This is a genomic window from Streptomyces capparidis, assembly GCF_054782095.1.
On record NZ_BAAGTD010000029.1, the window covers coordinates 23391 to 36497 of the forward strand.

9 protein-coding genes are annotated in these 13107 nt (G+C 73.2%); 3 read left to right on the forward strand and 6 right to left on the reverse strand.

The window, feature by feature from the left end; translation table 11 throughout:
• The first annotated feature begins 31 nt into the window (after positions 1-31).
• Both ACYVO2_RS22805 and ACYVO2_RS22810 read left to right on the forward strand, forming a co-directional pair.
• The gene (locus ACYVO2_RS22805) at positions 32-1630 is read left to right on the forward strand and encodes a Na+/H+ antiporter (protein WP_461009799.1); all 1599 of its coding nucleotides are present in this window, start codon (positions 32-34) and stop codon (positions 1628-1630) included.
• Positions 1631-1778: 148 nt separating this feature from the next.
• Entirely contained in the window at positions 1779-2348 is a 570-nt protein-coding gene (locus ACYVO2_RS22810) for a dienelactone hydrolase family protein (protein WP_461009800.1), read from the forward strand.
• Here ACYVO2_RS22810 and ACYVO2_RS22815 read toward each other — a convergent pair.
• The 6 genes from ACYVO2_RS22815 to ACYVO2_RS22840 all read right to left on the reverse strand — a co-directional run bounded on the left by ACYVO2_RS22815 (position 2263) and on the right by ACYVO2_RS22840 (position 9242).
• Positions 2263-3483 (reverse strand): mechanosensitive ion channel family protein, encoded by a 1221-nt coding sequence (locus ACYVO2_RS22815; RefSeq protein ID WP_461009801.1) that lies wholly within the window; start codon positions 3481-3483, stop codon positions 2263-2265. The genes ACYVO2_RS22810 and ACYVO2_RS22815 overlap by 86 nt on opposite strands.
• 100 nt (positions 3484-3583) lie before the next feature.
• The gene (locus ACYVO2_RS22820; RefSeq protein WP_461009802.1) at positions 3584-4117 is read right to left on the reverse strand and encodes a hypothetical protein; all 534 of its coding nucleotides are present in this window, start codon (positions 4115-4117) and stop codon (positions 3584-3586) included.
• 54 nt (positions 4118-4171) lie between these two features.
• Positions 4172-5851 carry an alkaline phosphatase D family protein gene (locus ACYVO2_RS22825; protein WP_461009803.1) on the reverse strand — a complete coding sequence of 560 codons (1680 nt, stop codon included), beginning with the start codon at positions 5849-5851 and terminating at the stop codon, positions 4172-4174.
• 166 nt (positions 5852-6017) lie between these two features.
• Complete coding sequence (locus ACYVO2_RS22830) at positions 6018-6920, reverse strand: thioredoxin domain-containing protein (RefSeq protein ID WP_461009804.1); 903 nt, start codon at positions 6918-6920, stop codon at positions 6018-6020.
• A 197-nt stretch (positions 6921-7117) separates the two neighbouring features.
• Positions 7118-7753, reverse strand: a complete 636-nt coding sequence (locus tag ACYVO2_RS22835) for a hypothetical protein (RefSeq protein ID WP_461009805.1) — start codon at positions 7751-7753, stop codon at positions 7118-7120.
• Between the two features lie 124 nt (positions 7754-7877).
• Positions 7878-9242, reverse strand: a complete 1365-nt coding sequence (locus tag ACYVO2_RS22840) for a DUF2252 domain-containing protein (RefSeq protein WP_461009806.1) — start codon at positions 9240-9242, stop codon at positions 7878-7880.
• 210 nt (positions 9243-9452) lie between these two features.
• Here ACYVO2_RS22840 and dnaE point away from each other — a divergent pair, with 210 nt between their 5' ends.
• Positions 9453-13010 (forward strand): DNA polymerase III subunit alpha, encoded by a 3558-nt coding sequence (gene dnaE / locus ACYVO2_RS22845; RefSeq protein WP_461009807.1) that lies wholly within the window; start codon positions 9453-9455, stop codon positions 13008-13010.
• The last annotated feature ends 97 nt before the right edge of the window (positions 13011-13107 follow it).

The following is a 13107-nucleotide window of genomic DNA, read 5'->3' on the forward strand; positions in this document are numbered from 1 at the left end:
AGGATGGTCGGTTTCCGGGCAGCCGCCCTGCGTGGAACAGCTCTCCCTCCTGCTCATCGTCCTGCTGGCCGCCATCGTCGTGGTGCCGCTGGCGGAGCGGTTCGGGCTGCCGTCGCCGGTGCTGATGACCCTGTTCGGCTCGGTGCTCGCCCTGCTGCCGTTCGTCCCGAACACCGAGATCCCGCCCGACCTGATCCTGCCCCTGGTGCTGCCGCCGCTGCTGTACGCGGCGGTGCGCCGCACCACATGGCGGCAGTTCATGGCCAATGTGCGGCCGATCCTGCTGCTCGCGGTGGCCCTGGTCGGCGTGACCACCGCCGCGGTGGCGGCCGTGGTGTCCGCCGTGGTGCCGGGGCTGCCGCTGGCCGCGGCCGTGGTGCTGGGCGCGCTGGTGGCCCCGCCCGACCCGGTGGCGGCCACGGCGGTCGCGGGCCGGCTGCGGCTGCCGCGCCGCCTGGTGTCCATCCTGGAGGGGGAGGGCCTGTTCAACGACGTCACGGCGATCGTGCTGTACAACGTCGCGGTCACCGCCGCCGTCGCCGGGACCTTCTCGCTGCCCGCCGCCCTCGGGGAGCTGCTGCTGTCCGCGGTGGTCGCCGCGGCGGTGGGCCTGGTGACGGGCTGGGTGGCGCACCGGCTGATGGGGCTGCTCGGCGACGCCGCGCTCCAGATCGCGCTGACCCTGCTGGTGCCGTTCGTCTCCTACGCCGTCGCCGAGGAGCTGCACGGCTCAGGGGTGCTGGCGGTGCTCACCACCGGGCTGTTCCTGTCCGAGTACGCGATGGGCGCCGACGACGTCACCCGGCGGCTGGCCGGGCACACCTTCTGGGAGATCGTGGACCTGCTGGTCACCGGGGTGGCGTTCGCGCTGATCGGCCTGGAGTTGCACCATGTGCTGGACCGCGCCGAGGGCCGGTGGGGCGAGCTCGCCGCGGACGCCGCGATCGTGCTGGCCGTCGTGGTCGGCGTGCGGCTGCTGTGGCTGCTGCCCGCCGTGTGGGTGACCAACCGGCTGCACCGGCGCGAGGACGTGGACGAGGAGACCCCGGGCGGCTGGCGGGAGACCGTGCTGATGTGGTGGGCCGGGCTGCGCGGCGTGGTGTCCGTGGCGCTGGTGCTGGCCCTGCCCCAGCACACCGACGACGGCGGGCCCTTCCCCGGCCGGGACACGCTGGTGTTCATCGCGTTCGCCGTCGTCCTGGCCACCCTGGTCGTGCAGGGGCTGACCCTGCCCTGGCTGTCCCGGCGGCTGCGCCTGGACGCGGGCGAGGAGCGGGAGGCCAGGACCGAGCACGACCTGGCGGTGCGGGCCACCAAGGCGGCGCTGCGGCGGCTGCGGGAGATCGAGGAGGCCGAGGACCTGCCCGAGGAGCTCTCCGAGCGGCTGCGGGCGCGGAACTTCGACCTGCTGGGCAGGCTCAGCCCGGACGCGTGGGAGGAGGAGCAGCGCGAGGCCGTCAGCAGGCGCGCCGAGCGGATGCGGCGGATGAAGGAGGTGGAGGCGCGGATGCTGTCCGCGGCCAGGGCCGAGCTGCTGGCGGCCCGCACCGAGTCGGGCGGCGACCCCCAGTTGGCCGACCGGGTGCTGCACCGCCTGGACGTGCGCAGCATGCGGGCCGGGGGAGGGTGAGGCGGGCCCGGCCCGCTGGAAGGATGGGGCGGCCCCCTCCGCCGGGGCCGGGAGCGGAACGGCGGCCCGCGCGCGCCTCCCGGCCGGGGCGGGGCGCGGGCCGAAGGCGAACCACAGGCAGGACTTCCTACTTCAGGCTGGAGCAGACGTGGCACGGTTGGTGCTTTTCCACTCGGCGTACGGGCAGCGGCCCGCGGTGCGGGCGGCGGCGGAGATGCTGCGGGAGGCGGGGCACGAGGTGCACGCCCCCGACCTGTACGACGGGCAGGTCGTGGACACCGTCGAGGAGGGCATGCGGATCAGCGAGGAGATCGGCCGTGACGAGCTGCTGCGGCGCGCGGTCGCCGCGGCGGCGCCGCACTCGGCGGGCGGGCTGGTCTACGCGGGCTTCTCCCTGGGCGGCGCGATCGCGCAGAACCTGGCCCTGGCCGACACCGAGGCCGGAGGGCTGCTGCTGTTCCACGGCACCTCGGACCTGCCGGAGGACGCCGCCACCGGGCTGCCCGTGCAACTGCACGTGGCCGAGCCCGACCCGTTCGAGTCGGAGGACTGGCTGAACGCCTGGTACCTGCGGATGCGGCGGGCCGGGGCCGACGTGGAGGTGCACCGCTACCGCGGGGCCGGCCACCTGTTCACCGATCCGGATCTTCCCGACTGGGACGAGCACGCCGCTGGCCGGGCATGGGCTGCCGCCCTGTCTTTCCTCGGGGGTCTGTGAGCCTGCGCAGCCCGGGGGAGCCGTCCCCCGGGCCCTGCGCGGCCCCGTCCCCGGCGGCCCGCAGGGCGGCGGCCGGATCCGCGGCGGGGTCGGCGGCCCCCGGGGCGGCGGCCGGGCCGGTGGTGATCCTCGGCAGCGCGTACGGGTGGTGCTCGGCGATGTGGGCGATCAGCTTCTCGCGGACCTCGCAGCGCAGCTCCCACAGCGCCTCGGCGTCCTTCGCCGTCATCAGCGCCCGCAGCAGGATCGTGGACGGGGTGCTGTCGGTGACCTGGAGCGCCTGGGCGCGGCCGTCCCAGAACGCCGACGCCTCCACGATCCGGCGCAGCTCCGCCCGCAGCTCGTCGACGGGTGCGCGGTGGTCCAGGTGCAGGAAGACCGTGCCGGTCATCCGCGGGTCGCGGCGGGACCAGTTCTCGAACGACTCCCCGGCGAACTTCGACACCGGCATCACGATGCGGCGCTCGTCCCAGGTGAGCAGCACCACGTAGGTGAGGGTGATCTCCTCGATGGTCCCCCACTCGCCGTTGTAGACGACCACGTCGCCGATGCGCACCGAGTCGTCGAGCGCGATCTGCATCCCGGCGAAGACGTTGCCCAGCGTGGACTGGGCGCCGATGCCGATGACGATGCCGAGCACGCCCGCCGACGCGAGCATGCTGGTCCCCGCGGTGCGGGCCTGCGGGAACGTCATCAGCATGATCGCCAGCGCCAGCACGGTGACGCTGGCGTTGAGCACGCGCCGGATCAGCGTGGCCTGGGTGCGCACCCGGCGCACCCGCGCGTAGTCACGGCTGACCGCCGCGTAGCGGGTGATGGTCGGCTCCACCACCGCGGTGAGCACCCGCGAGATCAGCCAGGCCGTGGACCCTATGGTGACCAGCAGCAGGGCGTGCTGCACCACGCTCTGGTGGTTCGGCGTGAGGTCGGCGGTCGGCTGGGACGCGGTCAGCGTGCCGGTGACCACGGTGAGCTGCAAGGGCAGGCGGCAGCGGCGCAGGAGCGGCCACAGCGGGGTGCGCGGGTGTCTCGCCGCAACCCGCCGCAGTGAGCGGTCGGCCACCCAGCCCACGACCAGGGTGAGCACGAGTGCGATGCCCGCGGCTATCGCGGGGCGCAGCAGGCTGTCCGTCATTCGGGTAAGGCTTGCCGCTGCGGGCGCCGTCATGCGTCCTTTCGCGTGAGACGGAGCCCACAGCGGGTTCCCCCGAGCGTCCGTGCGGCGTGCGCGCGGCTCAGTAGACCGATATGTGGACGTGGTCGTAGTGGTTCTGCGTCACCGAGCCCCGGTCCTCCATCAGCCGGTTGCCGCGCTGCGGGAACCGGCTGGACCATATGCGCTGCTCGTATATGACGTACCACACGCCGTACTCGTCGGCGTGCTCCCGCACCCACGACGCGATCCGTTGGCCGAGCCGGTGGCCCTCGCCCGTGGCGCGCCGCCCCGCCGGCGCCACCATGTAGTCGCAGGCCCGGCCCAGCGGGTGCTCGCCGCCGCCCGCTATCCCGCCGTCCTCCCGGTGGCACCCCCACCCGCCGGTGAGGCCGAACTCCGCGGTGACCGCGTCCCGCACCGCCCGCATCCGCGGGGTGATCCGCTCCGGCCCGGCGGGCCGCTCCGGCTCCCACGACCGCGCCCGCACCTGCGCCCGCAGGCCCTCCCACCAGCTGGCCAGCACACCCACCCCGGCGAGCAGGGCCAGTGCCAGCACGACGGCGGCGGACCGCGTCCCGGCCCGCCGCCACCGCACCGACTTCCCCTCGTCCATCACCCCGGCAACGCGCGGCGCCGCGCCGGAGTGCCCGCGGGTGGGGCGTGCGCGTCAGGCGACCGGCGCGTCCGCCCGCTCCACCCGCTGACTGCCCGTCACCGTGCGGTACGAGCGCAGCCAGCGGCTGGTGGCGTCGCGGTCGGCCCGGTCGGAGATGGCGTAGTAGTCCATCTGCGCCCGCTGCGGCGTCACGTCCAGCACCCCGTAGCCGTGGGAGTCCAGATCGACCCACTTCACATGGCGGTTGGCGGCCCGCAGCGCGGCCGCCGCCACCGGGGAGACGGTGTGCGGCTCCACGCCGAGGATGTCGTCGATGTTGTCGGACGTCACCGAGGGCACCACGAACTCGGTGGCCACCGAGCCGGACAGCGGGTAGGTGGCGGCCTCCCGCGGCACGTCGTTGGCCCAGGCGGTGTGGATGTCGCCGGTGAGGAAGACGGTGTTGCGCACGCCGCTGCCGCGCAGGTGGTCGAGCAGCTCGCGGCGGTCCGCGGTGTAGCCGTCCCACTGGTCGGTGTTGACCGCCAGGCCCTCCCGCGGCAGCCCCAGCAGCTCCGCGAGCGGCCGCAGCAGGTAGGCGGGCAGGGAGAGGAACGCCACCGGGGAGATCATCACCGAGTTCCCGACCAGCCGCCACGTGGTGTCCGACTCCGCCAGCCGCTTCTTCAGCCACGCCATCTGCGCGTCGCCGGTGATGGTGCGCGCGGGGTCGTCCGGTCCTCCGCCTCCGGCGGCACCCCCGCCGCCGAACCCGCCTTGCCCCGACCGGAACGAGCGCAGGTCGAGCAGCGAGATGTCGGCGAGCCGGCCGTACCGCAGCCCGCGGTAGGTGGTGCCCGCGACGGACGGGCGCACCGGCATCCACTCGAAGTACGCCTGCTTGGCCGCCGCCACCCGGGCCGCCCAGTCGCCCTCCGCCTCGGGCTGGTGGTTGCCCGCGTCCTGCGACGTGGCGTTGTCGGCGAACTCGTGGTCGTCCCAGATCGCTATCGCCGGCACGGCGGCGTGCAGCGCCTGGAGCTCGGGGTCGGTCTTGTACGTGCCGTGCCGCAGCCGGTAGTCGGCGAGCGTGACGATCTCGTGCTCGGGCCGGTGCGGCCGCACCACCGTGCCGCGGTCGGCGTACTCGCCCGTTCTGTACTCGTATATGTAGTCGCCGAGGAACAGCACCGCGTCCAGGTCGCCGCGCGCGGTCAGGTGCCGGTACGCGGAGAAGTGGCCGGCCTCCCAGTTGGCGCACGACACCGTGCCCAGGCGCAGCCGCTGCACCGCGGCGTCCCGCGCGGGCGCGGTGCGGGTGCGGCCGGTGGGGGAGTGCGTCCCGGCGGCCGTGAAGCGGTACCAGTAGTCCGTGGCGGGCGCCAGGCCCCGCACGTCCACCTTGACGGTGTGGTCGGACTCCGGGCCCGTCGCGACCGTGCCGCGAGCCACCACGTGGGCGAACCCGGCGTCCGACGCCACGGCCCACTCGACCTCGGCGCGCGGCCCGCGGCCCGAGCCGGGGGCGGCGTCGGGCGTGGGCGTGACGCGGGTCCACAGCACCACGCCGTCGGGCAGCGGGTCGCCCGAGGCGACGCCGTGCGCGAACGCGGGCGCCTCCGCGGCGGACGCCCGCGCGGCGGTGGCCAGCGGCAGCGCGGCGGCGCCCGCGGCGGCGGCCTTGACGACCGTGCGGCGGCCGGGCGCGGCGGGGATCGGGGCGGTTGAGGGTCTGTCAGTCGTGTCCGTCACGGCCACTCAGGCTAGGCGAGACCCCGCGCCGTGCGGAGGGCCCCGGCCAAGATTTCCACCGCCCGTGGACGGGCGCTCGCCCGCTGTTCGCCGGGGCACGCCTGCGGTGCGCGCGCCCCGGCGGGCCGGGCGGCCCCGGCCGGGACCGCCCGGCGGCCTCACCGCCTCACTTCGCCCCGAGCTGCTTGTCCACCATCGCCGTGAACTGCGCCGGGGTCACCGACCGCCCGCCGGAGAGCACCTCCAGCTTCTTGCCGTTGAGCAGGACGGTCGGGGTGCCGGAGACCCCGCTCTCGTCGAAGGCGTCCGAGACCTTCTTCACCCAGGGCATGTACGTGAGGTTCCGCACGGCCGCGTCGAACTCCGGGGTGCGCAGCCCCGGCACCTTCCCGGCCAGGTCGAGCAGGTGGCCGGTGTCCGCGTAGGCGTCGTCGCGCTCGTCGGGGTGGTTGGCGTACAGGACCTTGTGGAACGCCGCGAACTTCGCCGGGCCCTCCTGCGCCGCCGCGCCCAGGGCGTTCAGGGCGCGCTTGGAGCCGCTGCCGCCCAGGTTGTCGTCGAGGAACGTGGCCAGGTGGTACTCGACCTTGAACCTGCCCTCGTCGGCGAGCCTGGTGATGGTGTCCGCGTTGGCCTGCTCGAACATCGCGCAGTACGGGCAGCGCGGGTCCTCGTAGACGGCCAGGGTGTCCTTGGCGGCCGGGTCCCCGTAGGTGATCACCGTGCCGCCGGGGCCCGACGTCCCGGAGGGGATCCTCAGCGGCTGCCCGGTGGCGGCCTCGGCGACCCGGCCGTCCCGGCCGCCGCCGCCCTTGGCTCCGGACAGCGCGGCGCCGACGCCCGCGGCCAGCGCCAGGACCAGCACGGCCGAGCCGGTGACCGCCAGCCGGCGGCGCAGCTTGCGGTGGCGCTCCTCGCGGGCCTGCTCGGCCTGGAGCCGCTCGCGGGCGGAGCGGGGAGCCTCGTTCCTCCCGGCGGTGGTCCTGCCGGACGGGCTCCTTCCGGCGGTGTTCTTCCCGGCGGTGTTCCGGCCGGCGGTGTTCTTCCCAGGGGTGTTCTTCGTGCCCATGGCGGATCGATCCCTTGTGTGGCGCGTGACGCGTGACCCGTGTCGTGCCGCGTGACGCGTGTCGGATGCGGAGTGGGACGCGTTCCGGCCGGGTGGAGAGCGGGGGGCGCGCGAGGGCGCGCGGCTGGGCGCCGGGGCTCAGCGGGTGCGCGCGGGCGCGGGCCGCCGGGGCGCGGGAGTGCGCGGGGCGGGTGCTCTCACCAGGCCGGCGCCGGGCACGGCGGACCCCGCCGCGCCACGTACCGCCGCACCGCGGCCTCGGTGGGCGACGGGCGCTCGTCCCGCCTGCGCCGCGCGGGGAAGGGGACGGGCGCGGTGACGGGCACCGACAGGACCAGGCGCAGCGGGGCCACGGCCACCGCGGCCAGGGCCCGCAGCAGCCGGAACGCCGCCGCCTCGCCCTGGCGCAGCCACCACGCCGCGATCAGGCCGACCGCGACGTGCGCGAGGAGCAGCAGCCACGCCGGGACCATGCCGCCGGGCAACTCGATGACGGTGCCCACGGAGGAGCCGTCGCCGCACAGGGCGCCCACCGAGCGCAGCGAACCGGGCACCGGGCCGCCGGAGGTTCCGTAGCAGGTGTCCTGGCTGCGGGTGAAGACCCAGTCCACGGCCAGCTCCAGCGGCACCAGCAGCGCCGCGATGTGGGCCAGCCGCCGCTCCCGCCCGGCCAGGGCGAAGGCGGCGCCGAAGACCCCGGCCGCCACCACGGCGAGCGTGGCGAGGGGCAGCGGGGAGCGGGAGAGCAGGACGTGCGCGGACGCGGCGAGTGTCACGCACAGCGCGGTGAACAGCGCCGCGCGGAGGGTCCGCAGCCACGTCGTCGTCTCCATAGCGTTCGCCAGTGTGGCACGGCGAACGTAAGAGCGGGATATGGACGCCGGGGGTCGGGGGACGGGCATCGGCCCCCTCCGGGGACCAGGGTGCTCCGCCCGCCCGGCCCCCGGGCGCCCGCCCCTACAGCCCCGGGATCCGGCCGTTGCGGAACAGGTCCACGAAGAGCTGGTGGTCGGCCCTGGCGCGGGCACCGTAGGAGTGGGCGAAGTCCACCAGCATCCCGGCGAAGTCCTCGTCCCGGTCGCCGATCACCGCGTCGATGGCGGCCTCGGTGGAGAACGGCACCAGGGAGTGCTCGCTCTCGTCGTCCGCGGCGCCGTGCATGGTGGCGGTGGCCCGGCCGAGGTCGGCGACCACCGCGCGGATCTCGGCCGGCTCGTTGATGTCCGACCAGTCCAGGTCCACCGCGTACGGGGACACCTCGGCGACGAGCTGCCCCACCCCGTCCAGCTCCGTCCAGCCCACCCACGGGTCGGCGTGCGCCTGGAGCGCGCGCTGGCTGATCGCGGTGCGGTGGCCCTCGTGCCGGAAGTAGCCGCGCACCCGCGGGTCGGTGACGTGGCGGCTCACGGCCGGGGTCTGCCCCTGCTTCATGTAGATCACCACATCGTTCTCCAGGGCGTCCGTGCGGCCCTCGAGCAGCAGGTTGTAGCTGGGCAGGCCCGCGCTGCCGATGCCGATCCCGCGGCGGCCCACCACGTCCTTGACCCGGAAGTCCCGGCCCGCGCCGCGCACCGGTCCGGACGGCTCGGGCAGGGTCTCCACGTACCTCTCGAACGCCTCGAGCACCTTCGCCCGCGTCGCCGGGTCCAGCTCGATCGCGCCGCCGCCGGAGGTGAAGCGCCGCTCGTAGTCGCGGATCTCCGTCATCTCCCCGAGCAACCCGGCCCTGGTCCTGGTGCGGGCGTGCCGCAGCGCGTCCAGCAGCGGGCCCTGCGCCGTCTCCAGGGTCAGCGGCCGCGGCTCGCCCTGCCCGCCGTCCGCGTTCACCAGCACCCGGATCCGCTCCCGGTAGGCGGCGGCGTACACCCGCACCAGGTCCGAGATCGTCTCGTCGGCGAGCGCCTTGGCGTACCCGATCAGGGCCACCGAGGCGGCGAAGCGCTGCACGTCCCACAGGTAGGGGCCGACGTACGCCTCGTCGAAGTCGTTGACGTTGAAGATCAGGCGGCCGGAGGAGTCCATGTAGGTGCCGAAGTTCTCCGCGTGCAGGTCGCCGTGGATCCACACCCGGCGGGTGCGCTCGTCGAGGAACTCCGCCCCGTGCTCCGACTCCCGCGCGTCCGCGTAGAACAGGGCGGCCGTGCCCCGGTAGAAGGCGAACGCCGACGCCGCCATCTTGCGGAACTTCACCCGGAACGCCGCCGGGTCCCGGGCCAGCAGCTCCCCGAAGGCGGCGTCGAAGACGTCGAGGACGGTCTTCGCGCGCGGCCCCTCCAGGGCACCGTGCCCCGGGGCGCTCCCGGCTCCGGAGGTGATCGACATGGGGGTGTCCTCCTCGTTCCGCTCGTCCGTGTGCCCGTACCCGTGCGCCCGGCCCGACCGCCGCCGGGCCGGCGCCGCACCGGGTCCGACCGCAGGATGTCAGACCGGTGTGGAAGGCTTGTCGCCGATACGGTGGATCCCGGCCGGGGAGGCTCCCTCCCGCCGGACCCCGGTCAGGACCGTCCGCACGTCCCCAGGGAAGGCCGCCAGGTGACCAAGCCGTTCGCCCACTTGCATGTCCACACCGAATACTCCCTGCTCGACGGGGCGGCGCGGCTGAAGGACATGTTCAAGGAAGCCACCCGGCTGGGGATGACGCACGTCGCCATCACCGACCACGGCAACATGCACGGCGCCCACGACTTCTACTCCCAGGCCACGGCAGCCGGCATCGTCCCGGTGATCGGCATCGAGGCGTACATCGCCCCAGAGTCCCGGGCCAACAAGAAGCGGGTCACCTGGGGCACGCCGGCCCAGAAGCGCGACGACGTCTCGGCCTCCGGCGCCTACCTGCACAAGACGATCTGGGCGCGGAACAAGACCGGCCTGCACAACCTGTTCAAGCTCACCTCGCGCTCCTACGCCGAGGGCTGGCTGGTGAAGTGGCCCCGGATGGACAAGGAGATCATCGCCGAGCACGCCGAGGGCCTGATGGCCTCCACCGGCTGCCCGTCCGGCGAGGTGCAGACCAGGCTGCGGCTCGGCCAGGAGGAGGAGGCGCTGCGGGCGGCCGCCTTCTACCAGGACATCTTCGGCAAGGAGAACTACTTCCTGGAGCTGATGGACCACGGCATCGAGATCGAGAAGCGGGTCCGCGACGGCCTGCTGGAGATCGGCCGGAAGCTCGGCATCCCCCCGGTGGTCACCAACGACAGCCACTACACCTACGCCGAGGAGGCCACCTCCCACGACGCGCTGCTGTGCGTCCAGACCGGCAAGACCCTCACCGACCCGGACCGGTTCCGCTTCGACGGCAGCGGCTACTACCTGAAGTCGCCGGACGAGATGTACGCCGTCGACTCCTCGGAGGCGTGGCAGGAGGGCTGCCGCAACAGCCAGCTCCTGATCGCCCAGCGCGTCGAGACCGACGGCATGTTCGAGTTCAAGAACCTCATGCCGCGCTTCCCGGTCCCGGAGGGCTACGCCTCGGAGGACGAGTACTTCCGCGCCGAGGTGTGGAAGGGCATGGACGAGCGGTGGCCGAACGGCTACGACGAGGAGCACCGCCGCCAGGTCGAGTACGAGATGAACACCATCTGCCAGATGGGCTTCCCGGCGTACTTCCTCGTCGTCGCGGACTTCATCAAGTGGGCCAAGGACAACGGCGTGGCCGTGGGCCCGGGCCGCGGCTCCGCGGCGGGCTCCCTGGTCGCCTACGCGCTGCGGATCACCGACCTCGACCCGCTCGAGCACGGCCTGATCTTCGAGCGGTTCCTCAACCCCGAGCGCGTGTCGATGCCCGACATCGACGTCGACTTCGACGAGCGTGGGCGCGCCGACGTCATCCGCTACGTCACGGAGAAGTGGGGCTCCGACAAGGTCGCCATGATCGCCACCTACGGCCGGATCAAGGCCAAGAACGCGATCAAGGACGCCACCCGGGTGCTCGGCTACCCGTACGCCATGGGCGACCGCATCACCAAGGCGATGCCGCCGGACGTGCTCGGCAAGGGCATCCCGCTGTCCGGCATCACCGACCCGGGCCACCCCCGCTACGGCGAGGCCGGCGAGATCCGCTCGATGTACGAGAACGAGCCGGACGTGAAGAAGGTCATCGACACCGCCCGGGGCCTGGAGAACCTGGTCCGGCAGATCGGTGTCCACGCGGCCGGCGTGATCATGTCCGCGGAGCCGCTGACCGACCACATCCCCACCTGGACCAGGCACACCGACGGCGTCACCATCACCCAGTGGGACTACCCGACCTGTGAGTCGCTCGGCCTGCTGAAGATGGACTTCCTGGGCCTGCGCAACCTCACGATCATGGACGACGCCGTCAAGCTGATCAAGAAGAACAAGGGGATCGACCTCAAGCTCCTCGAGCTGCCGCTGGACGACGAGAAGACCTACGAGCTGTTCTCCCGCGGCGACACCCTCGGCGTCTTCCAGTTCGACGGCGGCCCCATGCGCTCCCTGCTGCGCATGATGAAGCCCGACAACTTCGAGGACATCTCCGCGGTCTCGGCCCTGTACCGGCCGGGCCCGATGGGCATGAACTCCCACATCAACTACGCGCTGCGCAAGAACGGGCAGCAGGAGATCACGCCCATCCACCCCGAGCTCGAGGAGCCCCTGAGGGAGATCCTCGACGTCACCTACGGCCTGATCGTCTACCAGGAGCAGGTGCAGAAGGCCGCGCAGGTGCTCGCCGGCTACTCGCTCGGCCAGGCCGACCTGCTGCGCCGCGCCATGGGCAAGAAGAAGCCCGAGGTGCTGGAGAAGGAGTTCGTCAACTTCCAGAAGGGCGCCCGCGACAAGGGCTTCTCCGACGAGGCGATCCAGGCCGTGTGGGACGTGCTGGTCCCCTTCGCCGGCTACGCGTTCAACAAGGCCCACTCCTCCGCGTACGGCCTGGTCTCCTACTGGACCGCCTACCTGAAGGCGAACTACCCCGCCGAGTACATGTCCGCGCTGCTCACCTCGGTGCGCGACGACAAGGACAAGTCCGCGGTGTACCTGAACGAGTGCCGCAGGATGGGCATCAAGGTGCTGCCGCCGGACGTCAACGAGTCCGACGCCGACTTCACCCCGAAGGGAGACGACCAGGTCCGCTTCGGTCTCGCCGCCGTGCGGAACGTGGGCTCGAACGTGGTGGAGTCCGTCGTGCGCACCCGCAGGTCCAAGGGCCGCTACAGCTCCTTCCCCGACTTCCTCGACAAGGTGGAGTCGGTGGTGTGCAACAAGCGCACCGTCGAGTCGCTGATCAAGGCCGGCGCCTTCGACGACCTCGGGCACACCCGCAAGGGCCTGGTCGAGAAGTACGAACCCATGATCGACAACGTGGTCGGGGTGAAGCGCAAGGAGGCCGAGGGCCAGTTCGACCTGTTCGGCGGGCTCGGCGAGGACACCGCGGACGACACCCCCGGCTTCGGCCTGGACGTGGAGTTCTCCACCGACGAGTGGGAGAAGAGCTACCTGCTGGCCAACGAGCGCGAGATGCTCGGCCTGTACGTCTCCGACCACCCGCTGTTCGGCATCGAGCACCTGCTGAACGAGAAGTCGGACTGCGCGATCGCCGCGCTCACCGGCGACGAGCGGCCGGACGGCGCGATCGTCACCATCGGCGGCATCATCTCCGGCCTCCAGCGCAAGATGACCAAGCAGGGCAACGCCTGGGCCATCGCCACCGTGGAGGACCTGGCGGGCTCCATCGACTGCATGTTCTTCCCCGCCACCTACCAGCTCGTGTCCACCCAGCTCGTGGAGGACGCGGTGGTGTTCGTCAAGGGCCGCCTGGACAAGCGGGAGGACGTGCCGCGCCTGGTCGCCATGGAGCTGTCCGTCCCCGACCTGTCCGAGGCGTCGGCCAACGCCCCGGTGGTCATCTCCATCCCGACGGTGCGGGTCACCCCGCCGCTGGTGGCCCGGCTCGGCGAGGTCCTCACCCACCACCGGGGCGGCACCGAGGTGCGGGTCCGGCTCGAGGGCGCCCGCAGGACCACCGTCCTGCGGCTCGACCGCCACCGGGTCAACCCCGACCCGGCGCTCTTCGGCGACCTCAAGGAGCTGCTCGGCCCGGCCTGCCTGGCCGGCTCGAACCGCGGATGACCGCCCGCCGCGCGGCGGGGGGCGGGTGCCCTCCGCCGCGCGGCGCGCGCGTCGGGGCCGCGCCCGCCCGCGCGCTCCGGGCCCGTGATCGCCTCCC

Excerpts from the sequence above, each read along its gene's own strand:
- ACYVO2_RS22820 (WP_461009802.1), bottom strand. The coding sequence starts at position 4,117 with ATGGACGAGGGGAAGTCGGTGCGGTGGCGGCGGGCCGGGACGCGGTCC.
- ACYVO2_RS22815 (WP_461009801.1), bottom strand. The coding sequence starts at position 3,483 with ATGACGGACAGCCTGCTGCGCCCCGCGATAGCCGCGGGCATCGCACTC.
- ACYVO2_RS22830 (WP_461009804.1), bottom strand. The coding sequence starts at position 6,920 with ATGGGCACGAAGAACACCCCTGGGAAGAACACCGCCGGCCGGAACACC.
- ACYVO2_RS22835 (WP_461009805.1), bottom strand. The coding sequence starts at position 7,753 with ATGGAGACGACGACGTGGCTGCGGACCCTCCGCGCGGCGCTGTTCACC.
- ACYVO2_RS22840 (WP_461009806.1), bottom strand. The coding sequence starts at position 9,242 with ATGTCGATCACCTCCGGAGCCGGGAGCGCCCCGGGGCACGGTGCCCTG.